The sequence below is a fragment of the Muricomes intestini genome (assembly GCF_004346165.1).
Lineage (GTDB): Bacteria > Bacillota > Clostridia > Lachnospirales > Lachnospiraceae > Muricomes > Muricomes intestini.
Genome location: NZ_SLZZ01000026.1, coordinates 21028 through 44670, shown reverse-complemented (window position 1 = coordinate 44670; position 23643 = coordinate 21028). Strand labels below are relative to the sequence as shown.

Sequence of the window (23643 nt, the reverse complement as noted above, 5' to 3'; positions counted from 1 at the left end):
AAGCTTATGCGGTGCAAAAACTTTTGTATTTGTCATATTTTTTTAGGGTATGTAGAACTTAATCTTTCATACCGGGTTTACTTTTGTAATTCAGGCTCCTTTTCTATGTTTGTTAAAGTCCCGGCTTTTGGAACATCAGCTGCCTTTCTTTTCTCCTGTAGAAATATGCATGATCACTCAGCACTTCTTCCGGAGCAACCTGTGTCTCATTAATTTCTTTTACCATCTTGCACATTTCTTCTGCATCAAGTCCTTTTGATTCAGGCACAACAATTACCTCATGTATACTGCTGGGCAGGACAAAGTAATCTTCCTTAAGCATTTCGCCTATCATATCTAGAATATGAGGATAGAAAACACAGGCGGCGCCACAATATCGAATAAAATTTGTCAGCACATACATGGTGTCTTCCGGCTGCTCTCCTATTTGGCTCAGAAGATTTTCCTTCTCATCCCTCCTTTTTACGGAATCTCCTTCCTCCCCGGCTGCTTCCTCCAACATTTCTTCTATTGCATAATGCATAGTGAAAAACTCTGCCGGCAAAAGCACGGACGCATTCTTAATCGCCGCCGGATAAAGCTGCTCACGATTGATTCCCCACATTTTAAGATGAGCATTGCTGATCTGTACCGTAGCTGTTCCTTCCTCGTCCAACTGCAGCAATATATAAAATACCATAGATAAATCCAGAATCTCCACAGACGGAATATGTTCCAGCATTCTTTTATTTTTTTCGGTGTGAATGAGCCTAAATACCACCCTGTCCTTAATCACGTCATATTCCTGAAGCTGGTGATAGCCCCAAGGTTCTTTTCCTTCTATTGACCCATAGAAATCCAGGATCTCCTGAACCAGCCCTCCAAGCTGTTCTCCTTTCTGAAATCTGTAAAAAAGGCCCTCCAGATAAATGGCCGGTGAAGCGCTTAGCTCCTTTGTCTCAAACAGGATTCCTTTTTTCTCCCTGCCGTTATTCTTCTGGGCAGTGTAAACTTTAGCCTTGACCCCCTCCTTTAATTTTTTATTCAGTTGTCCTTCCACAGCGCACAAAAATTCCTGATATTCCATAATATTCCTCTCTTCATTTGCGCACTCATCATAGCTTGAGAAAATTGACACGAACCGTGCCGGATGACTAAAAATCATTTGATTTGAAAATATTTGGTAAAATGATTATACATAAATCACATCAAAAATACAAGCCCCCGCCTGCAAAATATTGTTGCCAAAAAGGGGGTCTGACCCTTTTGGGCACCGAATTCTGAATTATCAGAAAATGGAGCGCAAAAGGGTCAGACCCCTTTTTACACTATACGCGGGAGAGGTATTCTCCCGTTCTTGTGTCTATCTTCAAAATATCACCTTCATCCACAAATAACGGGACCATAACAACTGCCCCAGTCTCTACTGTAGCCGGCTTTGTGGCTCCCTGTGCCGTATCACCCTTAAATCCGGGCTCAGTCTCTGTGATTGTCAGCTCAACAAACAGTGGAGGTTCTACTGAAAATACATTTCCATTGTGAGAGCAAATTTTAACTGTTTCGTTCTCTTTTACAAACTTAAGTGCATCACCGACAACCTCTTCATCCAGTGCAATCTGGTCATATGTCTCAACATCCATAAAGTTGTACAGGTCACCATCCCGGTAAAGATACTGCATGTCCTTTCTATCAATGTGCGCCTTCGGAAACTTTTCAGTTGGTCTGAAAGTCTTCTCTACAACACCGCCGCTAATTATATTTTTTAACTTTGTTCTCACGAAAGCTGCACCTTTGCCTGGCTTTACATGCTGAAATTCCAAAACCTGATAGATATTGCCGTCAATTTCTACGGTTATACCATTCTTAAATTCTCCTGCTGAGATCATTGTAATCCTCCTTCAATTGTGCAATCCATGCACTTGCCTTTTTTACACTGTTTATAATTCTATAATAATTTTGCAAATTTTTCAACCTTTTTTTACTTTAGATCACACTTCTACTTGTAGAAATGAAGGACGATTTTCTCCAAATAGCGCTTGAGTACAATCTGAATCTCCTCCTTTGGATAAATCGGTCTTACCAGAATATTCCTGATACCGCTCCTTTTCGCACCCCAGATATCCGTAAAAAGCTGATCCCCAACAAAAATCGTGTTGGAACAGTTTGTCCCCATGGCCTCCATTGCCTTTTCATAATTTCCCACAGAAGGCTTATGGGCATTACAAATATAATGAACCTGAATGTCTTTATTAAAGTTTTTGACACGGGGTTCCTGATTATTGGACAGGAGACAGGCAGAAAACCCGATATCCTTTAGCCTGGAGAACAGCTTCTTTGCACGGCTGTCCGCTGGAGCCCCATGGGGAACAAGGGTATTATCGATATCAAATATCACTCCTCTGTATCCTTCTTCATATAGCTTTTCATATGGGATGACATAAGCTGACATCTGATAGTCATCCGGAAAAAATCTTTCAAACATTATTCTGCATCCATTCCCAGCAATTTAGAAATCAGTTCCTCACAAATCTGCAATACAGCCTTATTATCTGTCTGGATTACAATATCTGCTGCCGCCTCATACTTTTCACGCCGCTTCTCCATCAGTTCCGCAATATACTCCACGTTGTTGTTGCCCTGGAGAATCGGACGGTCTTCGCTGTCCTTTACCCGCTCATATACTGTCTTAGGACTTGCTGTGAGCAGAACAACACGGCCATTTTTCTTCATCTCTGCAACATTTTCTTCCCGCAGGGCAGCGCCGCCTCCGCATGAAATAATTACGTTTTTCTGTGACTGCAGTTCAATCAGAAGCTCTGTCTCCTTCGCTCTGAAATAAGATTCTCCATATGTAGCGAAAATATCCGGGATACTCATCTCTTCTCTCTCAGCAATCATCTGATCCATCTCTGCAATCTTCATGGCAAACATGGAGCTGAGATAATCTGAAACAGTTGATTTTCCCGCGCCCATGAACCCGATTAAAATAATATTATGAGAAAACAACTTCCTTGCCTGAACCTGCTTGCTAACATGCCCAATCCGCTCGAATACATCATAAATTTCCTTCTGATATTTATTGCCCTCAAGCTTTTCTTTCAGCTTTCTCTCCTGTTTTTCTTCCTGCAAGGGCTGCAGGATAGGCATGCCATATTTCTCTTTATAGACCATAATCTTCTCTGCAATCACATTGTGCTCCATCAGCGCATCTATAATCTTATCATCGCACAGCGCAAGCTGCTCACGGTACATCTCTAGGTCATTCATCTTACACTTTCCACCTTTTTGTATTTATCTGGTACCTGTGGATCCCAAAGTCATGCTTTTTTATGCAAGCATGAAACGCACGACCTTTTGACCCCTGATACCTACGGATTGCTACGCACTTTGTGCTCCCGCAATCCGAAAAACATTCGAAATTCGCCCTGCTCGGGCTACTTTCTCATATTTTTCGGATCCCAAAGTCATGCTTTTTCATGCAAGCATGAAACGCATGACCTTTTGACCCTGGTATCATATTATAACAATTTTCTGCTGTGGGGGCAAGTGCCGGAATAGTCTTCTTTTCAATCATAATTAATATGTACATCGAAATTCTTAGGCTTTCTCTAATGCTGCCTTTACATCTCCTCTGAAAAGTTCCCATGCCTCTTCGTTTTCCACAAAATATTTCGGACAGTTTTTCCCGGTGACATCATAATGTCTTATAACCTCCTGTTCTGTAAGCCCATACTTCCTGCACAGCCACGCAGTGAGCTGAACCAGGGATTTGTAAGTCTCATCTGTAAATTTGCCGGATTCGTCCGGATGGCAGCTTTCAATGGACACAGTATCATGGTTTCGGCCGTTAGATGCATAGGCCAGTTCCCAGGTGGGTACACACTGTATGATTTCTCCTTCTAGCCCTACCACAAAATGGCTGCTGGCTGAGGTTTCATGACTATCTTTTAATCCATTGAAATAATCCCGGTTCTCCTGAGCGGTACTTCCGGGGTTTGCTGTATAGTGTATAACGATTCCAGTGATTGAATCCGACTTTATTCCAGGTCTGGAATATTCGTTGACATCCAAAAGCTGTACATCAATAGCAGGCTTGGAGGCATCTGCCTCCAAGCCTGTACTTTTTCCTCTGCCGCCTGCAGCACAGGAATATATTCCCATCACGATTGTCACAATTGCCAGAACTATTATTCCGCCATATATCCATAAAGAATCCTTGTGTACTTTTAACCACCTTTTTGTAATCCTGCGTCTTTTCGTAAATTCCCGTTTTCTCATCTGTTTTTGACTTGTATTTTTACTCATCTACGCTGTAATTTGGTGCCTCTTTTGTAATGTGAATATCATGAGGATGGCTCTCCTTCAGTGATGCAGCAGAAATCTTTACAAACTGCCCATTTTGTTTCAAGTCCTCTATATTCTTAGTGCCACAGTATCCCATACCGGATCTAAGACCGCCCATCAGCTGAAACACAGTATCTTCTACAGTTCCTTTATACGGTACACGTCCCTCTACCCCTTCCGGAACCAGCTTTTTTGCCTCCGACTGGAAATATCTATCCTTGCTGCCGTTTTCCATGGCGGCAATAGAACCCATTCCGCGATACACTTTATATTTTCTTCCCTGATACAGTTCAAAAGTTCCCGGACTCTCATCACACCCGGCAAAAATACTTCCCATCATACAGAGATCTGCACCCGCCGCAATCGCCTTTGTCATGTCGCCGGAATATTTAATACCGCCATCTGCAATAACCGGAATGCCGTATTTTTTTGCTGCTTCGTAGCATCTCATAACAGCCGTAATCTGAGGAACACCAATACCTGCTACTACACGTGTTGTGCAGATGGATCCCGGTCCAATTCCTACTTTTACGGCATCCACACCTGCGTCAATGAGAGCCGTTGTGGCCTTTTGGGTTGCCACATTCCCCGCAATGACTTGCAGTTCCGGATATTTTTCCTTAATCATACGCACAGTGTGCAGTACATTTTTAGAATGTCCATGAGCAGAATCCAGCACAACTACATCGACTTTTGCCTTCACAAGCTCACCGGCACGCTCAAGGCAATTTGCTGTAATTCCAATTGCTGCGCCGCAGAGGAGACGTCCCTGGACATCTTTTGCAGATAACGGATACTTAATCTGCTTTTCAATATCCTTGATTGTAATCAAACCTTTCAAGTTGCCTTCATCGTCTATAATAGGAAGTTTTTCCTTTCTGGCATTGGCAAGAATTTTCTTTGCCTCTTCCAGTGTAATACCTTCTTTCGCTGTGACCAGTCCCTCAGAAGTCATACGTTCTTTTATCTTTTTCGTGAGATCTTCTTCAAATTTCAAATCACGGTTTGTAATGATTCCGACCAGTTTTTTTCCTTCTGTAATCGGCACACCTGATATGCGGAACTTGGACATCAGATTATTGGCATCCCCCAGTGTATGCTCCGGTGACAAATAAAAAGGATCTGTAATAACCCCGTTCTCAGAACGCTTTACCTTGTCGACCTCTTCTGCCTGCTCCTCAATTGACATATTTTTATGGATAATGCCTATACCTCCCTGACGAGCCATGGCGATTGCCATGCGGTGTTCTGTCACTGTATCCATCCCCGCACTCATCATCGGAATATTCAGCTTAATCTTTTTTGTCAGATACGTTGACAAATCAACCTGATTCGGAATAACCTCTGAATACGCCGGAACCAGAAGCACATCGTCAAATGTAATACCTTCCCCGATTATTTTTCCCATATTCTTTCTCCTCTCTTTAATAATGTACAAATGTTTTAAACCCTATGGTACAGAAATTAGAGAAACTTGTCAAGCAAAAAGTCCCGATGCAGTGAAATCTACTGCATCAGGACTTTCTATTATGACGGGAAACTTATTACATCATTCCCATTCCACCTGCACCGCCTGCCGGCATTGCTGGTGTGTCTTCTTTTATATTAGAGACTACAGATTCTGTTGTGAGTAATGTGGCTGCTACACTCGTGGCATTCTGCAATGCACTTCTTGTAACCTTTGCCGGATCAAGGATTCCTTCCTTTACCATGTCTACATACTCTTCTTTCATAGCATCGAAACCTATTCCTACTTTGGACTCTTTTACTTTATTAATAATAACCGCACCTTCCAGGCCTGCATTTGATGCAATGTGGTACAGTGGAGACTCCAGAGCCTTCAGAATGATATTAGCTCCTGTCTTTTCATCTCCTGACAATGTCTCTGTCAGCTTTGCAACCTCTTTTGCAGCATGAATGTAGGCAGAACCACCACCTGCAATAATTCCTTCTTCTACAGCCGCTCTCGTTGCATTTAGAGCATCTTCCATGCGGAGTTTTGCTTCTTTCATCTCTGTTTCAGTTGCAGCACCTACACGGATAACAGCTACACCGCCTGCCAGTTTTGCAAGTCTCTCCTGTAACTTTTCTTTATCAAATTCAGATGTTGTCTCTTCGATTCCTTTTTTGATCTGAGAAACCCTGTCTTCGATTGCTTTCTTATCTCCATAACCGTCTACAATCACTGTATTTTCTTTCTGGACTTTGATGGATTTTGCACGGCCAAGCTGCTCCATTGTAGTTTCTTTCAGATCCATTCCCAAATCCTCGGAAATCACCTGTCCGCCTGTCAGGATTGCGATATCCTGCAGCATCTCTTTTCTTCTGTCACCGTAGCCCGGTGCCTTTACAGCTACTACATTGAAAGTACCACGAAGTTTATTGACAATCAGAGTGGTCAGTGCCTCACCCTCAATATCCTCAGCGATAATCAGAAGTCTTGCGCCTGCCTGCACAATCTGTTCTAAGAGAGGAAGAATTTCCTGAATGTTAGAAATCTTCTTGTCTGTAATCAGCACATAGGGCTCTTCCAGATTTGCTTCCATCTTCTCCATATCTGTTGCCATATATGCGGAAATGTAGCCGCGGTCGAACTGCATACCTTCTACCAGTTCCAGTTCTGTCAGCATTGTCTTGGACTCTTCGATTGTGATAACACCGTCATTGGAAACCTTCTCCATAGCATCTGCCACCATTTTCCCAACGGAATCATCACCTGAAGATACAGCTGCAACTCTTGCAATCTGCTCGCTGCCTGTTACCTTGCTGCTCATCTTTGCAATTGCATCTACCGCAGTCTCTGTAGCTTTCTTCATACCTTTGCGGAGAATAACAGGGTTGGCACCTGCTTCCAGATTCTTCATTCCTTCATGAACCATAGCCTGTGCCAAAACTGTTGCCGTTGTTGTTCCGTCGCCTGCTACATCATTTGTCTTGGAAGCTACTTCCTTGATCAGCTGTGCTCCCATGTTTTCAAAACCGTCTTCCAGTTCAATTTCCTTTGCGATTGTCACACCATCATTGGTGATAAGCGGTGAGCCGAAGGATTTGTCAAGCACTACGTTCCTTCCCTTTGGTCCCAATGTAACTCTTACTGTATCAGACAGCTGATTAACACCTTTCTCCAATGCTGCTCTGGCTTCTGTTCCGTATTTAATTTCCTTTGCCATGTCTGTCACTCCTATTCTTCTATTCTACAATTGCTAAAATGTCACTCTGCTTTACAATGATATACTCCACGCTTTCCAACTCTACTTCTGTTCCCGCATATTTGGAGTAGATGACTTTGTCACCGGTTTTCACCTGCATGGTCACTTCTTTTCCATCCACATTTCCACCAGGTCCAACTGCAATAACTTCTGCCTCCTGCGGCTTTTCTTTAGCTTGTCCCGGCAGAACAATGCCTGATTTTGTTGTTTCTTCTGCTTCTAATTGCTTTAACACAATTTTGTCACCCAATGGTACTAATTTCATTGTAATTCCTCCTTGATTTTTGTTTCTTATTAGCACTCTTTTCTTTTGAGTGCTAACTTCATAGATATAAAATAGCACTCTGTTTTCGATTTGTCAACAGAGTTTCTAAATTTTATATTTACTTTATAAAACTCATCCTTTTATAAATCTGCTCCAAATTTTCTCTTTACCGGACGTTTTATTTCTGATACATTATAAAACCCGTTTTCAATTTTAAAAACTATCATATTTCCGTGTTCAGACTGAAAACGCTCTCTGACCGAACCTGTACAGTATAAGAGTTCTTTTTTTGTAGAAACATAGCATTGATATTTTGCATCCAGCGAAATCGCAGTCAAGTCATCTTCCTTTAACTGCAAGTATATGTAGTCATCCTCCAAATCATACTTAAAAACCTGGCAGTGACGCGCCGTATCATCAAAAATTACATCCGCCGATATTACTTTTTCCATTTGTAAGTCTACCGGATTTCCTTCATACATCTTCCTTCACCTCCGCTTATTATCCTAAGAAAGGGTATCAGATATCTGATACCCTCCTGCTTACTTATCCAACTTTGGCATCCCTGCAAACGGCTGCTCTATTTCTGTAAACGTTCTTTTTTAATCTTTTCTAGTTCAGTAAAAACATAGTCATTCAGAACCTTGATGTAGGTCCCTTTCATCCCTGAAGAACGTGACTCAATGACTCCCGCACTCTCAAACTTTCTGAGAGCATTTACAATCACAGATCTGGTAATGCCTACGCGGTCTGCAATCTTACTTGCCACAAGAATTCCTTCCACTCCGTCCAGCTCATCAAAAATATGAATAATCGCTTCCAGTTCTGAGAATGACAGTGTACTGATTGCAGACTGAACGATGTGTTCTTTTCTTGACTCTTCTGCACTCTCTTCATTCACGGAGCGCAGCATCTCAAGTCCGACTACAGCGGTTCCATACTCACTTAATATAATATCATCAATCTCATAAACAGCATCCTGCTTATAAATAAACAATGTGCCAAGACGCTCTCCTGCAATATCAATTGGGGTGATGATGGCCTGATAGCCTTTTACAGCCTCCGGGGAGAATCCAAGTGTCTCCAGATTCACATTTTCTTTTGTAGATAATATATTCAGCAGGCGTTCGTTAAGTATTGCATCGATATGTGCTCCCACAGATTCTGCCAGCAGCTCTTTAATTACATTCACCCAGCTGCATTTACTTATGCCAAGTATCTTTCCCTTTTTACTTACTACAAGAACATTCGATTCCAATATCTCTGTGAGAACGTCACAAATATCATTAAAAACAACTTTACTGGAATTATTGTTATGCAGTAACTTATTGATTTTTCTTGTCTTATCCAATAACTGTACGCTCATTGATTTCCTCCATACCTTATTGTGTATACAACTCGTTCCAAACCCTTTGATATAGACATGTTATCATACAATTTTATAAATATCAATGACATTTTATCAACTTTTTTTCAGGTTTCGGACATATCCGCATTTTTCGTTGGCACATACCAGTTTATTGCCCTTTTCCACCAGGTAGCTTCCACACTCCGGGCACTTTTCTTTTGAGGGCTTCTGCCATGACATGAACTCACATTCCGGGTTATCTTCACACCCATAATATCTTCTGCCTTTTTTCGTTTTGCGGATTACTACTTCTTTTCCGCAAAGCGGGCATGGTACTCCTATTTTTTCCAGATAAGGCTTTGTATTCTTGCACTCCGGGAAGCCTGGGCATGCAAGAAATTTTCCATGAGGGCCATACTTTATAACCATATGGCGGCCACATTCTTCACAGATCACATCCGTAACCTCATCTTCTATCTTTACGCTCTCCAGTTCCTTCTCGGCAATTTCCACCGCCTCGTTCAAATCCGGATAAAAGTTTCGGATGACTTCTTTCCACGGTATCTTTCCCTCCGCCACCATATCCAAAAGGCCTTCCATATTGGCAGTAAAGTTCTCATCTACAATACTTGAAAAAGAGTGCTTCATAATATTATTTACTACTTCTCCGATTTCTGTGATATAAAGATTTTTTGCCTCTTTAGTCACATAACGGCGCCCCAAAATCGTAGAGATTGTGGGTGCATACGTACTCGGCCGTCCAATCCCCAGCTCTTCCAGCGTCTTCACCAGAGTTGCTTCAGTAAAATGTGCGGGAGGCTGAGTAAAATGCTGCTTTGCATCAAACTTGTCTTTGGCAAGCTGGGTATCCATATTCAGCCCGTTTACTAAAACGTTGCTTTCTTCTTTTTCTTCGTCCGCCTCTGTATAAACCGTACGAAAGCCCTCAAATATTATCTTGGAGGTTGCAACCGTAAACCTGTACGCCCCGGCGCCGATCTTTACAGAAACCGTCTCATATTTTGCAGGCTGCATCCTGCTGGCTGTGAATCGTTTCCATATAAGCTGATACAGGCGGAACTGATCTCTGGAAAGGGAGTCTTTCAATGATGCAGGAGTTCTGCTAATATCTGTCGGACGGATTGCCTCATGAGCATCTTGAATCTTTTTCTCGGTCTTTTTGGGACCTGAGCCTTCCGATAGGTACTCTTTCCCATAATTATTTTCAATGTATTGTCTGGCACTCTCGTCTGCTTCCTCTGAAATTCTTGTGGAATCCGTACGCAGGTAGGTAATTACACCCACTGTTCCATTGCCCTTAATGTCTATTCCTTCATAAAGCTGCTGCGCAATGCGCATAGTCTTCTGTGTTCCGAAATTCAAAGCTTTTGCTGCTTCCTGCTGGAGTGTACTTGTTGTAAATGGGAAGGGTGCCCTGCGTATGCGTTCTCCCTTTTTAATATCTGTAATTTTATAATCTTCTTTGTCTATAGCCTTGATAATCTTATCCAGTTCTTCTTGGGAAGCAATGGCTTTTTTCTGCTTATCTGTGCCATAGAATCTGGCCGTAAGGGGACGCTTTTCCCCTTTCACCTTTAATATAACATCTAATGTCCAGTATTCTTCCGGTATAAATGCATCGATTTCGGCTTCTCTGTCAGCCACGAGGCGCAAGGCCACAGACTGTACTCTTCCGGCGCTTAAGCCCCGCTTTACTTTGGCCCAGAGAACAGGACTGATACGGTAACCTACCATTCTGTCCAGAACACGGCGGGCCTGCTGGGCATCCACCAGATTCATATCTATCTCGCGCGGTGTTTTTAAAGAAGACTTCACGGCTTTTTTTGTGATTTCATTGAATGTGATACGGTTCATCTTCTTGTCATCCAGTTTCAAGGCCGCTGCCAGATGCCAGGAAATTGCTTCCCCCTCCCGGTCAGGGTCAGTTGCAAGATAAACTTTATCCGCTTTCTTGGCTTCTTTGCGCAGGTTGGCAAGAATATCTCCCTTCCCACGGATGGTAATATACTTTGGCTCAAAGTCATTCTCTATGTCTATTCCCAGCTGGCTCTTAGGCAAATCACGGACATGCCCATTCGATGCTGCCACCGAATACCTACTCCCCAGGAACTTTTTAATTGTCTTTACCTTTGCCGGCGACTCTACAATAACCAGATAACGTGCCATAAAAACCTCTTTCCTCCACTCAACCAAATGCCTCTGTCTATTTTCCATTACAGCCGAGCCAAAATAAGCTCCGGTCTGTAGCTGCACTGTAACAGCCTTTTAACGGTACTGCCGTCATAAGGTCACATAATAATTCTTTGATATCTCCTTGACGTATCCTTGTAATTCCAGCGATACAAGCTTCTCCAACACTTCTCCCGGCGGCAAATCCGTCTCTTCGGCGAGCTGGCTCAAATTCTTTGGATACGGGCAAAGTCGACTATACACCATATTTTCTCCAGTTTCAAGCACTTTTTTATTTTTGTCAGTATTCTCGCCTGAAGAAATGGGGAGGATTCCCAGTTCGTCCAACAGCCTTTCGGGAGATAAAAGAATGCCGGCCCCCTGCCTTATCAGCTGATTGCATCCCCGGCTCAGGCTGCTATTTACAGGACCCGGAAGGGCATAAATATCTCTTCCCTGTTCCAATGCCATATCCGCCGTAATCAAGGAACCGCTCTTCTCTCCGGCCTCCATGACAAGAACAACATCCGACAGTCCGCTGATAATTCTGTTTCTCCTCGGGAAATTGCAGCCCACGGGAGGCGTTCCCGGGGGAAACTCTGACAGAATCCCCCCCTGCTGCCTCAAAATATCTGTGTACAGCCCGATGTGCTCCCTTGGATAACAAATATCCACACCGCAGCCCAGCACAGCATACGTGCTCCCTTTTCCCATCAGTGCCCCGCGGTGTCCGGCACCATCGATCCCCCTGGCCAGCCCGCTGATAACGGATACATCGCACTGTGCCAGTTTTTCTCCATACTCTAATGCATATTTTTCTCCATAATGTGTGCAGCGTCTTGCTCCCACAATTGCCACAGTCTTTTTTGTCCTCTCCGGTATACTTCCCTTGACATAAAGGGCATACGGAGGCGTGGGGATTTCGCAAAGTTTTTCCGGAAATTCCTCAGAAAACCAGGGGATAAAACGGATAGATTTCTTCTTCAAATCTTTATAAAGCATATCCGGATCCAATGTTTTCTTCGCCTGCATAATTGTATTGACATCTTGTTCGTTTAAGAACTCCATTTTATTTAATTTCATTTCTTCTATATAAAATATGTCCTTCGCAGTTCCCAGGTATTCTCTCAAAAAGTACTTTTTTCTATCATTTACGCGTGCAATCTGTGCAAACCAGTATTCATATTTCATCTGTTCACCTTCCCCAGTATTTTTTGTCTATTGTCCGGTATCCTATAGCCTCTTTAATATGTTTTACGCAAATGCTTTCTGCCTGATCCAGATCAGCAATTGTCCTTGATACTTTCAGTATCTTGTGATATGTCCTTGCAGTGAGCCCGAGAGCTGTAAATGCCTGTTCTATAAGCCGGCTCTCTTCCTTTCCAAGCCTGCAGTATTTATCAAGTTCCTTCACTTGGAGCATGGCATTTGTAGCAATTTTGGTACCCTTATACCGGTCATTTTGGATATCTCTTGCCCTACATACTCTTTCTCTTATTTGGGAAGAATTTTCTCCCTTCTTCTCTCTCGAAAGTGATTCATATGTTACCTTGGGTGCTTCAACACAAATTTCAAGGCGGTCCAAAAAGGCTTGGCTTATTTTTCCCAGGTAATTTTGAATTTGGCCGGAGGTACAGGTACACCGCTCCATGTCTGGATAACATCCGCAGGGACAGGGGTTTAAGGCCGCCACAAGCATGAAATTTGCCGGGAACACGTAATTTCCATGCGTTCTCGATATGCGGATTTTATGTTCTTCCAGAGGCTCCCGCAGCACTTCTAATACTGCTCTCTGGAACTCAGGCAGCTCATCCAGAAAAAGCACCCCCCTGTGAGCCAGGCTGATTTCCCCCGGTGTCGGTATCAGCCCCCCTCCAATCAACGCAGCCCTCGTCGCTGTATGATGTACATTTCTAAACGGCCTTTGCTGAATCAAAGGCGCTTTTGCATCAATCCGTCCCATAATGCTATATATCTTCGTAATCTCCATGCTTTCTTCCATGGTCATAGGCGGCAAAATACCGGGAATCCGCTTTGCTGCCATAGTCTTTCCACTGCCGGGCGGCCCTACGAAAAGAAGGTTATGCCCTCCCGCAACTGCCACTTCCACAGCCCTTTTTATTGTTTTCTGTCCGCAAATGTCACTGTAATCCGGCATCTCTTTTATGCAGGAATTTACTTTATCCTCCGGATAAGGCTCCGGCTCCAATGCAATACTCCCTGACAAAAATCCCAGCACCTCCGCCAAACTTCCTGCCCCTATTACCTGTATTCCTTCCACCAACGCTCCCTCCGCTGCATTTGCTTTTGGTACAATGCAGAGCGGAATCCCGGCATCCCTGGCTGCCAACACAATGGGAAGGATTCCCGGCACCTCCTGAATCCCCCCGTCAAGTCCCAATTCTCCTATAATGAGAGTGTTTCTGACACTTCTTTCCCTGATTTGCCCCAAAGAAGCTAGAATAGACACTGCAATGGGCAAGTCAAAAGCAGCCCCTCTTTTTCTCACAGTAGCGGGTGATAGATTAATCACTGTCTTCTTTGCCGGATAGTCCATGCCTGAATTTTTAATGGCCGTCCTCACCCTTTCCGCTGCTTCCTTCACCTCTGAAGAAAGGTATCCCACCATATGGAACCCGGGCAGCCCGTTGCTCACATCTGCCTCCACATTGACAAACTCTACCTTCAGCCCCTGGATAGAAGCCGATAAAACTGTGCTGAAACTCATTCATGCACCCCTTTCCTGATTTTTTATAACTATTGGCAGGGCAGAATTGAACTTGGCCTCCTGAATAGCTACAATTTTTTTCGGAGGACAAATGTACTTCTGCCTGAGCAGAACTCAAATGAGGTTCATCAAAAATTAGTGAGTACTACATCCAGGCGATGCCCTCTCTGTCCTCATAAATCGTTTGAAAAATATAGCCGAATCGGCTTGATTTGATAGCTCCGGAAAAGATTTACCGGAAGAACGACGGGCATGTTTGCATGAAACAGCATGACCTTTTGCCCTCTGATACCTACGGATTGCTCCGCACTTTGTGCTCCCGCAATCCTAAAAACATTCGAAATCCGCCCTATTCGGGCTACTTTCTCATGTTTTGCGGGTCCCAAAGTCATGCTTTTTCATGCAAGCATGAAACGCATGACCTTTTGACCCTGGTATCATATTATCTCACAAAAACAATAGTGTCAAGTTCCCTCCGGCAAATCTTCCAGCCTGCCTCCATGTCCTTTTTTTCGATGGAAAAGCACAATTTCTGCAATTTCCACATAGACTATATCAAATGTGCTTAGAGGTGCTCTTCTTGAAATCCTTTCCAAATCCCCTCACTCCAGCGGAAGAAAAATATTACATGCAAAAATATACAGAGGGTGACCTTCAGGCAAAACATATCTTAATCGAACGAAATCTGCGGCTCGTTGCACATGTCATTAAAAAATATCAGTACCTGGATGAAGATCCTGAAGACCTGATATCAATCGGAACAATAGGTCTGATTAAAGCTGTCGTAACCTTTAACCCACAAAAAGGAAACCGGCTTGCCGCCTATGCATCCAAGTGTGTAGAAAATGAGATCCTTATGTACTTAAGAGCCAGAAAAAAAACCAATAAGGAGATATCTTTATACGAGCCTATCGGAACTGACCGAGAAGGCAATGAAATTAAATTGTATGACATTATTGAAGCAGATGAAACAGATGTACCTGAAAAAATTTACCTCAAAGAAAATATACAAAAGCTGTACGAAAAAGTGGAAAATGAACTCTCCCCTCGAGAGCGGCTCGTCCTGAAAATGCGATATGGACTGTATAACGGGGAAGAATACACACAGCGGGAAATCGGAAGGCAGCTTGGCATTTCCCGCTCCTATGTTTCCCGTATAGAAAAGAGTGCTGTGGAAAAATTGCGGGAATTTTTCTAAAAAACCCCCGCTATTCTTTCCTCCGCAGTATATCCCCCCACCGGGCTTTTTCGCTTAATTCAATACGCAGCACCTGTTTGGGATGAGGTGCGCTTTCCTGGGATTCTCCATTTTCGTTGACAATCCGGCGCACCTCTGCCTCTATGTTAGAGCCATCCGGCTTCATAATTTCAATCTTTTCGCCTACAGAGAATTTGTTCCGTTGTTCTAGCTGGTACAGACCAGCTTTTTCCCCACCGACTATCCCCAGATACGTATACTCTTTCACATAAGTGTTATTGTCATATATCTGTGTGGTTTCATCCGGTTTTCCAAAGAAAAATCCTGTAGTAAACTGACGGTAGGTACAGTTGGATATTTGCTCCAGATACCATGACATATTTTTCCGGTAAAGCTCCGGATCCTGTTTATAATCGTCAATAGCTTTTCTGTATGTCCTGGCCACTGTTGCCACATAAAGGGCTGTCTTCATGCGGCCCTCCACCTTCAGACTGTCAATACCTGATTCCAGCAATTCCGGAATATGCTCTATCATACAGAGGTCCTTGGAATTGAAAATATAGGTTCCCCTCTCATTTTCATATACCGGCATATATTCGCCGGGCCTGGTCTCCTCCACTACCGAATATTTCCAGCGGCATGGATGTGTGCATGCCCCCCGGTTGGCATCTCTGCCTGTAAAGTAGTTGCTCAGCAGGCATCTGCCGGAATAGGAAATACACATTGCCCCGTGGACAAATGTCTCTATCTCCAGGTCTTCCGGAATATTCGCACGGAGTTCCCTTATTTCTTCCAGGGAAAGTTCTCTGGCGGTTACAACGCGGCTGGCGCCCTGTCGGTACCAGAAATTGTAGGTTCCATAATTGGTGTTGTTTGCCTGTGTACTGATATGCCTTTCAATCTCAGGGCACACCTCCTTTGCAATGTCAAAAACTCCCGGATCGGCAATAATCAGAGCATCTGGTTTGATTTCTTTAAGTTCCTGAAAATACTCATGAACCTCTTCCAGATCCTGATTATGGGCCAGAATATTTGCCGTGACGTATACTTTCACATCGTGTTTATGGGCAAATTCTATCCCCAGCCTCATATCTTCCATAGAGAAGTTCTTTGCCTTGGCCCTGAGCCCAAAGGCCTCCCCGCCGATATATACAGCGTCTGCCCCAAAGTTAACTGCTGTTTTTAGTACCTCCAAACTGCTTGCCGGAATTAAAAGTTCTGGGTGTCTTCCCATTTCATTTCTCCTTTCACGGCCGAATGGCCATACAGGTATGCCCTAGGGTATTTCTACTTCTTTGTACTGACGGCAACACCGTCTCCCAGGGGGAGGATCGATGTTACCAGATCCTCATGGTGCTTCAGCTCATACAAATATTCCCGCATGCGTGCGTGGATGGTACGGTTTCTACGCTCTACCGCAAAGCGGGATTCTATAATATCCCCGTCCTGCAGTACATTATCGGACACAAGGGTTCCTCCGGCTTTCAGCAGCCGCAGAACCTCCGGCATATAGTGAATGTACTGACCCTTTGCCGCATCCATAAAAATAAAATCATAGCTTCCTGTCAGACCTTTAAGCACCTCCAGTGCATCCCCTTCCAGCAGAGTAATCTGATTTTCTCTGCCGGCTCTGCGGAAATTTTCTCTGGCGACAGGGATTCTTTTTTCATATTTTTCAATCGTTGTAATCTTATACCCTTCAGGGGCATATTCACTCATCAATAACGCAGAGAAACCTACGGCAGTCCCCACCTCGAGGATGCGCATAGGTTTTTGTATCATTAAAAGCACTTTTAGAAAGCTTTGCATTTCTTTTCTGATAATCGGAACATTCGTATCCAATGCTTCTCTTTCTATTGCCTCCAATATTTCGCTGTTCTCTGTTTCTAGTGAATTGATGAATGTAGTAATACGTTCATCGACTATCATATTTTACCCTTCTACATCCATAATAATCGGAATTACCATAGGACGTCTCTTGGTCTTTTTCCAAATATAATCATTCAGTGTATCACGAATCACCAGCTTAATCTTATTCCAGTCTGCATGTTTGCCTGACAGACACTTATCCAGAGCATCGGATACTACTTTCCGGGAATCCTCCATCAAACCTTCTGACTCGCGCACATAGACAAAACCTCTGGACACAATATCCGGGCCCGCCAACAGGCGGTTTGTCCCCTTTTCCAGGGTCAAAACTACGATTAAAATTCCATCCTCTGCCAAATGTTGTCTGTCTCTGAGCACAATATTTCCTACATCACCCACTCCAAGACCGTCCACCAGAATAGCTCCTGTGTGCACCTTATCTACAACCTTCGCCTCATCCTGGCTGATCTCCATCACATCTCCTGACTGGATAATGAAGATATTCTCCTTGGGAATTCCAAGTGACTCAGCAATGCCCGCATTGGCTTTCAAATGCCGGTATTCACCGTGAACCGGGATTGCATACTTAGGCTTTACAAGCGAATATATCAATTTCAGTTCTTCCTGGCAGGCATGGCCTGATACATGGACATCCTGGAAAATTACATTTGCTCCTTTTTCCGAAAGCTCATTGATTACACGGGAAACAGATTTTTCATTTCCCGGAATCGGATTGGAGCTGAAAATAATTGTATCATTTGGCTGAATTGTCACCTTGCGGTGTATATCTGCCGCCATGCGTGACAGAGCCGCCATAGACTCTCCCTGGCTTCCTGTGGTGATGAGTACCATCTTCTCCGGAGGATAGTTTCGCATCTGATCGATTTCAATCAGAGTATTCTCCGGCACGTTCAGATAGCCCAGCTCGGATGCCGTAGAAATAATATTTACCATGCTCCGTCCTTCTACCACTACTTTACGCCCGTACTTATAAGCAGAATTTATAATCTGCTGCACCCTGTCCACATTGGATGCAAAGGTAGCAATAATAAGACGGGTGTCCTGATGTTCCGTAAAAATCTGGTCAAAAGCCTTCCCTACAGTCTTCTCAGACGGAGTAAAACCTTTGCGCTCTGCATTTGTACTGTCTGACATTAATGCCAGCACACCTTTCTTTCCAATCTCTGCGAAACGCTGCAGATCAATTGCATCACCAAATACGGGTGTGTAATCCACCTTAAAGTCACCTGTATGCACCACAGTTCCTGCCGGTGAATAAATTGCCAGTGCGGATGCATCCTGAATACTGTGATTCGTCTTAATAAATTCAATTCTGAATTTTCCAAGGTTGATGGATTGTCCGTGACGCACAACTTTTCTCTTTGTGCTCCGCAGCAGATTATGCTCCTTCAGCTTATTCTCAATAATTCCCATAGTCAGCTTTGTTGTATATATCGGAATATTAATTTCCTTTAGCACATAGGGAAGCGCCCCTATATGATCCTCATGTCCATGAGTAATGACAAATCCTTTTACCTTGTCTATATTATCTTTCAAATATGTCACATCCGGTATCACCAGATCGATACCGAGCATGTCGTCCTCCGGGAACGCAAGCCCGCAGTCTACAACAATAATACTGTCCTCAAATTCAAAGGCAGTAATATTCATCCCTATCCGTTCTAAACCGCCGAGAGGGATAATCCTTAATTTTCCTTCATTTTGTTTTTTCAATAATTCTACACCTCCATGTGTTTTATGTACCTGCTTTCGCGCATGAAAAAAACAGCAATCCTCCGTCCATCAATCACGTTCTCTCTTTTGAAAACAAAAACGGATTATTTGCTTTTATTGAGGCAATCTTTACACAGTCCGTAAAATTTCAACTTATGGTCCAGTACATGAAAACCTGTAGCTTCTTCAATATGGCTTTCCAGTTCATCCAGAAGGTCATCCTCAAAAGGAAAAACCGTCCCGCATGCTCTGCATATCAGGTGATGATGGTTGTGTTTCATTTCTCCTTCAAACATATGTCCGATCTCATATCTGACACATCCATCATCCAGGTTAATACTATCCACAAGTTGAATTTCAAGAAGCAGCTGTAAAGTACGATAAACAGTAGCCAGTCCAATCTCGGGATACTTTTCCCTTATCAGCTCATAAATATCTTCGGCTGTCATGTGGCTGCCGCTCTTGTCTGCCAGGACCTGTAAAACAAGTATTCTCTGCTGCGTTACTTTCAGTCCCTTTTCTCTCAGCTTTTCATTCAGCAGCTCCTGTACTTTTTTCTGTTCCATCGCTATACTCCACTTCATTTGCAGCAAGTTAATTTATTGTAAAAATCCTAAGACTTTACATTTCAATATCTACATCTTCCAACAACTCTTCAAAAACATCGGCAACCGCCATAAGTTCTGTGTCGTCGTCGACAATCTCATATACACTTTCCTCGTCACCGGGGAAAGATGTATCCTTCAAAATCATACACTCTGCGTCGTCTTCTTCCGAGTCTGTAACCAGTATGTATACATTCCCGTTAATCTTTGTCTGTTCCAGCACAAAGAATTCTTCAGATTCACCTGTATCTTCAAAGGTAAATTTAATTTTTTCCATAAAAATCCTCTTATTCTTCCGGCTCTTTCCTGCTTTCCTGCTTTAAATACTCAGAATCCAGATAAGCCTGCAGGATAAATACCGCAGCAATCTTGTCAATATACTTCTTGCGGTTCTCCCGTCTCACATTGCCCTCAATCAAAACCCGCTCTGCCTCCACAGTTGTCAGCCGTTCATCCCACATGATGACTTCCAGCCCGGTCCGCCTAATCAGCATATCGCCAAATTCCAGAGATTTCTGTGCGCGCTCTCCAATATCATTATTCATGTGCTTTGGAAAGCCAAGCACAATCTTATCTACATCATATTCAGAAATCAGCTCCTCTATACGCGCCAGAGTGCGCCGAAGCTTATTCTCCTCTTTTCGCTGAATTGTTTCAATTCCCTGGGCAGTAAGACCCAGCGCGTCACTAATTGCCACGCCTACAGTCTTTGTGCCATAATCAAGTCCCATAATCCGCATAAATATTATTCCCACGAATTATGGCTTATATACGCCTTTAATAGTTCTTCTACAAGCTCGTCCCTCTCCACCTTCATCACAAGGCTTCTCGCTCCGTTATAGCTTGTGATATAAGTCGGATCACCGGACATGATATAACCGACAATCTGATTCACCGGATTATATCCTTTCTCCTTCAATGCCTTAAACACGATCTCCAGAATATCCCTGGCGGAAATCTGCGGGCCCGGCTCAACCTGAAAGAATTGGGTGTTGCTTAAATCGCTCATTACTTCTCCTCCGTTTTGTATGTTTTCTTATGTTTGTTATAGTTCGGCCTAAGCATGATTCGGCTTATGGCTGAACTGTAACAAGCAACCCATGTTATCTGCCTATCTTCAATTCTAATATAAACCTATCTAAAATTCAATGAATAATTTGTAAATCATTTTCAATTTGCACTTTTACAATATGATTCTGTAGGTTTTCTTTTGTCTTCACTGCAACTTTCATGTATTCCCGCGTGTGTCCAATCTGCATGGTTTCTCCTCCGATTTCCACGCTTTCTTCCACAAGCACCTCAACTTCCTTTCCAACAAAGTTTTTTTCGTATGCCTGCCGGCCTTCCTCATTGAGGGCAAGAAGAATATCACTTCTCTTGGACTTTATCTGTTCAGGGATCTGTTCCTCCATAACCGCAGCTTTTGTGCCCTGTCTTTTAGAGTACTTAAACACATGGGCCTCATAAAACTCCACTTTTTCAATAAACGCTTTAGACTCTCCAAATTCCTCATTAGTCTCCCCAGGGAACCCGACTATCACATCTGTCGTAAGTGCCGGATTTTCAAAATATTTTCTGAGCAGGGCACATTTTTCATAGTATTCTCCGCTTGTGTACCGGCGGTTCATCCTTTTTAGCACAGCGTCACATCCACTTTGCAGTGACAGATGAAAATGCGGACACATCTTCGGCAGAGCTGAAATAGTACGTGCAAACTCTTCTGTAATAATCCGGGGTTCCAGTGACCCCAGACGGATTCTCCTGATCCCCTCCACATCATGCACCGCCTGTATCAAGGACAACAGATTTTCTTCGCCCTCCTCAAAATCGATACCGTAGGAGCTGAGATGAATTCCTGTGAGAACCACCTCCTGATATCCATTCTGTGCAAGCCGCTTTACTTCCTCAATCACATCCTCCTTAACGCGGCTCCTGACCCGCCCTCTCGCATAAGGGATAATGCAGTAAGAGCAAAACTGGTTACATCCGTCCTGTACCTTGATATAAGCTCTTGTATGCTCTCCCGTTCTTGACAGGTGCAGATTCTCATACTCTTTTGTGTTGTTGATATCAATAAGGGTATCCTTATCATATTCTTCCAAAATCGAAAGTAAATCCTGCTTTTTATTATTTCCTATCACAACATCTATGCACGGATCAGGCACCTCTTGAGTCTGCACATAGCAGCCTGCGGCAACAACAAGTGCCTGAGGGTTCATTTTCCTTGCCCTATGAAGCATCTGTCTGGATTTACGGTCAGCAATGTTAGTCACGGTGCAGGTATTAATAATATAGATATCTGCCCCCTCTTTAAAGGGGACAATCTCATATCCGGCTGTTTCCAACATTTCCTGCATGGCCTCCGTCTCATATGCATTTACTTTGCATCCAAGATTATGCAGTGCTACTTTTTTCATAATAATTCTCCTGTTTTTTAAAGCTTTGTTCCTTGACTTTTAAACTCTCTTCCCGTAAAATATACGTAAGGCAAAATGCCTCGACCAACACACATTAAGGAGGGAATATACAATGAAAACAGTACAGATTTCTTTAAATTCCATCGATAAGGTAAAATCATTTGTAAACGAAATCACAAAATTTGACAATGACTTTGATTTAGTCTCCGGAAGATATGTAATAGACGCCAAATCAATCATGGGTATTTTCAGTCTGGATCTTTCAAAACCAATTGAATTAAACATCCACGCTGAGGATAATGTCACAGACACAATTCTTACCGCATTAGATCCATACATTATCAAATAGGACAGCTTACAAGCAATAAGGCCGCACCAGCGGCCATACTACGGCGCGGAGTCTGGCAAGCCAGGCTCTTCTTTATTTCCGCGAGCAACGAGCCAAGCGGAAATGCTTGTATTTCCATTTGGCGACTGCCGCGAGGGTCAAATACCCCGCAGCTTGCTGCGCTGCAAGTTTGATGCCCCGTCAGCTTGCTACGGGGTCTTTGACTGTTCTACTGTTATAATTTCGGCAGACTCAATGGCAGTCTTAACCAGTTCATCAATCTTCTCTTCCAAATTTCTTTCGGACTTCTCAATTCTTTCCAGGTTTGGCTTTGTCACCGGATGCTTTGCAACAAATATGGTACAGCAGTCCTCAAAGGGCTGGATTGAGGTCTCAAATGTATCTATTTTTTCTGCAATTTCCACAATCTCACGTTTATCAAAGCCTATTAGCGGACGGTAGACCGGAAGTGTACATACCGAATTCGTAGCTGCAAGGCTCTGCATGGTCTGGCTGGCCACCTGTCCGATACTCTCCCCTGTGATGAGCCCCAGGCAGTGATTTTCTTTAGCAAAATACTCGGCTATCTTCATCATATAGCGGCGCATAATAATCGTTAACTCCTCATGCGGACACTTTTCATAAATATAGAGTTGAATATCTGTAAAGTTTACTACGTGAAGCTGAATCGGCCCTGCATATCTGGAAACCAGCTTTGCCAGGTCTACTACTTTCTCCTTAGCGCGTTCACTGGTATACGGCGGCGCGTGGAAATATGTTGCATGAAGCTGCACGCCGCGTTTTGCAATCATGTAGCCTGCAACCGGACTGTCAATACCTCCCGAAAGAAGCAGCATAGCTCTCCCGTTTGTCCCTACCGGCATCCCGCCGGGGCCGGAAATAGTCTCTGAGTACAGATAGATTTCTTCCCGAACCTCCACATTCAGCCGAATCTCAGGATTGTGTACATCCACTTTCATCCCAGGAAATGCATCCAAAATCACGCCACCCAACTCAGAATTAATCTCCATTGAAGTCATGGGATACTGCTTCTTACTTCTTCTGGCTTCCACCTTAAAGGTCAGATTTCCCTCCGGATACATTCCTTCCATGTAGGATACAACATCTTTTGAGAGCTGTTCAAAGCCCCGGTCCTCCACCCGCACAACCGGGCAGATGCCTACAATGCCAAACACCCTCTTAAGGGCTTCCACAGTCTCCTCGTAATCGTACTCACCAGTACATTCCACATACACTCTTCCCTGTGCCTTATGGACATAGAAATCGCCGTCTACGTCTTTTAGCGAAAAACGAATCTGCCGGACAAGAGCATCTTCAAACAGATATCTGTTTTTTCCTTTTATACCGATTTCGCCGTATTTTATTAAAAATGAATGAAATCTCATGTATGGTCTCCTTTTGTATAACT

At 43.5% G+C, this 23643-nt stretch carries 25 protein-coding genes; 2 read left to right on the top strand and 23 right to left on the bottom strand.

The window, feature by feature from the left end; translation table 11 throughout:
- Window positions 1-112: 112 nt before the first annotated feature.
- From EDD59_RS14475 to EDD59_RS18330, 14 genes are all read right to left on the bottom strand, one after another.
- Window positions 113-1066: a DUF5688 family protein gene (locus EDD59_RS14475; RefSeq protein ID WP_132383124.1), complete on the bottom strand. Its 954-nt coding sequence runs from the start codon at window positions 1064-1066 to the stop codon at window positions 113-115.
- 241 nt (window positions 1067-1307) lie between these two features.
- Window positions 1308-1865, bottom strand: coding sequence for an elongation factor P (efp, locus tag EDD59_RS14470; RefSeq protein WP_132383122.1), 558 nt, complete (start codon window positions 1863-1865; stop codon window positions 1308-1310).
- Between the two features lie 110 nt (window positions 1866-1975).
- Window positions 1976-2461: a YqeG family HAD IIIA-type phosphatase gene (locus EDD59_RS14465; RefSeq protein WP_132383120.1), complete on the bottom strand. Its 486-nt coding sequence runs from the start codon at window positions 2459-2461 to the stop codon at window positions 1976-1978.
- On the bottom strand, window positions 2461-3246 hold the full coding sequence (locus EDD59_RS14460; RefSeq protein WP_132383118.1) for a shikimate kinase: 786 nt from the start codon (window positions 3244-3246) through the stop codon (window positions 2461-2463). Before EDD59_RS14460 ends, EDD59_RS14465 begins: the two co-directional genes overlap by 1 nt.
- 330 nt (window positions 3247-3576) lie before the next feature.
- Entirely contained in the window at window positions 3577-4284 is a 708-nt protein-coding gene (locus tag EDD59_RS14455; RefSeq protein WP_243117444.1) for a peptidoglycan recognition protein family protein, read from the bottom strand.
- A complete protein-coding gene (guaB, locus tag EDD59_RS14450; protein WP_132383116.1) occupies window positions 4277-5731 on the bottom strand; it encodes an IMP dehydrogenase in 1455 nt (484 codons plus the stop codon). Before guaB ends, EDD59_RS14455 begins: the two co-directional genes overlap by 8 nt.
- Window positions 5732-5867: 136 nt before the next feature.
- Window positions 5868-7493, bottom strand: coding sequence for a chaperonin GroEL (gene groL, locus EDD59_RS14445; protein WP_132383114.1), 1626 nt, complete (start codon window positions 7491-7493; stop codon window positions 5868-5870).
- Window positions 7494-7512: 19 nt separating this feature from the next.
- Window positions 7513-7797: a co-chaperone GroES gene (locus EDD59_RS14440; RefSeq protein WP_132383112.1), complete on the bottom strand. Its 285-nt coding sequence runs from the start codon at window positions 7795-7797 to the stop codon at window positions 7513-7515.
- 140 nt (window positions 7798-7937) lie between these two features.
- Entirely contained in the window at window positions 7938-8279 is a 342-nt protein-coding gene (locus tag EDD59_RS14435; protein ID WP_132383110.1) for a hypothetical protein, read from the bottom strand.
- Window positions 8280-8377: 98 nt separating this feature from the next.
- Window positions 8378-9163, bottom strand: coding sequence for a GTP-sensing pleiotropic transcriptional regulator CodY (codY, locus tag EDD59_RS14430; RefSeq protein WP_132383108.1), 786 nt, complete (start codon window positions 9161-9163; stop codon window positions 8378-8380).
- Between the two features lie 96 nt (window positions 9164-9259).
- Window positions 9260-11332: a type I DNA topoisomerase gene (topA, locus tag EDD59_RS14425; RefSeq protein ID WP_132383128.1), complete on the bottom strand. Its 2073-nt coding sequence runs from the start codon at window positions 11330-11332 to the stop codon at window positions 9260-9262.
- Window positions 11333-11446: 114 nt separating this feature from the next.
- Window positions 11447-12526 carry a DNA-processing protein DprA gene (gene dprA, locus EDD59_RS14420; RefSeq protein WP_132383106.1) on the bottom strand — a complete coding sequence of 360 codons (1080 nt, stop codon included), beginning with the start codon at window positions 12524-12526 and terminating at the stop codon, window positions 11447-11449.
- 4 nt (window positions 12527-12530) lie between these two features.
- Entirely contained in the window at window positions 12531-14063 is a 1533-nt protein-coding gene (locus tag EDD59_RS14415; RefSeq protein ID WP_132383104.1) for a YifB family Mg chelatase-like AAA ATPase, read from the bottom strand.
- Window positions 14064-14527: 464 nt separating this feature from the next.
- Window positions 14528-14659, bottom strand: coding sequence for a hypothetical protein (locus EDD59_RS18330; RefSeq protein ID WP_279233368.1), 132 nt, complete (start codon window positions 14657-14659; stop codon window positions 14528-14530).
- Between EDD59_RS18330 and sigK the strand changes: the two genes are divergently transcribed.
- On the top strand, window positions 14644-15261 hold the full coding sequence (gene sigK / locus EDD59_RS14410; RefSeq protein ID WP_132383102.1) for an RNA polymerase sporulation sigma factor SigK: 618 nt from the start codon (window positions 14644-14646) through the stop codon (window positions 15259-15261). The two genes, EDD59_RS18330 and sigK, sit on opposite strands and share 16 nt — an antisense overlap.
- 10 nt (window positions 15262-15271) lie before the next feature.
- On the opposite strand, the gene EDD59_RS14405 is transcribed toward sigK, so the two are convergent.
- From EDD59_RS14405 to mtaB, 8 genes are all read right to left on the bottom strand, one after another.
- On the bottom strand, window positions 15272-16495 hold the full coding sequence (locus EDD59_RS14405; protein WP_132383100.1) for a peptidase U32 family protein: 1224 nt from the start codon (window positions 16493-16495) through the stop codon (window positions 15272-15274).
- A 53-nt stretch (window positions 16496-16548) separates the two neighbouring features.
- Window positions 16549-17190 (bottom strand): O-methyltransferase, encoded by a 642-nt coding sequence (locus EDD59_RS14400; protein WP_132383098.1) that lies wholly within the window; start codon window positions 17188-17190, stop codon window positions 16549-16551.
- A 3-nt stretch (window positions 17191-17193) separates the two neighbouring features.
- Entirely contained in the window at window positions 17194-18864 is a 1671-nt protein-coding gene (locus EDD59_RS14395) for a ribonuclease J (RefSeq protein WP_132383096.1), read from the bottom strand.
- A 104-nt stretch (window positions 18865-18968) separates the two neighbouring features.
- A complete protein-coding gene (locus tag EDD59_RS14390; protein WP_132383094.1) occupies window positions 18969-19430 on the bottom strand; it encodes a Fur family transcriptional regulator in 462 nt (153 codons plus the stop codon).
- A gap of 55 nt (window positions 19431-19485) precedes the next feature.
- Window positions 19486-19746 (bottom strand): DUF1292 domain-containing protein, encoded by a 261-nt coding sequence (locus EDD59_RS14385; RefSeq protein WP_132383092.1) that lies wholly within the window; start codon window positions 19744-19746, stop codon window positions 19486-19488.
- Between the two features lie 10 nt (window positions 19747-19756).
- On the bottom strand, window positions 19757-20209 hold the full coding sequence (ruvX, locus tag EDD59_RS14380; RefSeq protein WP_132383090.1) for a Holliday junction resolvase RuvX: 453 nt from the start codon (window positions 20207-20209) through the stop codon (window positions 19757-19759).
- 5 nt (window positions 20210-20214) lie between these two features.
- Window positions 20215-20478, bottom strand: coding sequence for an IreB family regulatory phosphoprotein (locus EDD59_RS14375; RefSeq protein ID WP_132383088.1), 264 nt, complete (start codon window positions 20476-20478; stop codon window positions 20215-20217).
- A gap of 136 nt (window positions 20479-20614) precedes the next feature.
- Window positions 20615-21886, bottom strand: coding sequence for a tRNA (N(6)-L-threonylcarbamoyladenosine(37)-C(2))-methylthiotransferase MtaB (gene mtaB, locus EDD59_RS14370; protein WP_132383086.1), 1272 nt, complete (start codon window positions 21884-21886; stop codon window positions 20615-20617).
- 112 nt (window positions 21887-21998) lie between these two features.
- Between mtaB and EDD59_RS14365 the strand changes: the two genes are divergently transcribed.
- Entirely contained in the window at window positions 21999-22235 is a 237-nt protein-coding gene (locus EDD59_RS14365; RefSeq protein WP_132383084.1) for an HPr family phosphocarrier protein, read from the top strand.
- Window positions 22236-22423: 188 nt separating this feature from the next.
- On the opposite strand, the gene thiI is transcribed toward EDD59_RS14365, so the two are convergent.
- The gene (thiI, locus tag EDD59_RS14360; protein WP_132383082.1) at window positions 22424-23620 is read right to left on the bottom strand and encodes a tRNA uracil 4-sulfurtransferase ThiI; all 1197 of its coding nucleotides are present in this window, start codon (window positions 23618-23620) and stop codon (window positions 22424-22426) included.
- Between the last annotated feature and the right edge of the window lie 23 nt (window positions 23621-23643).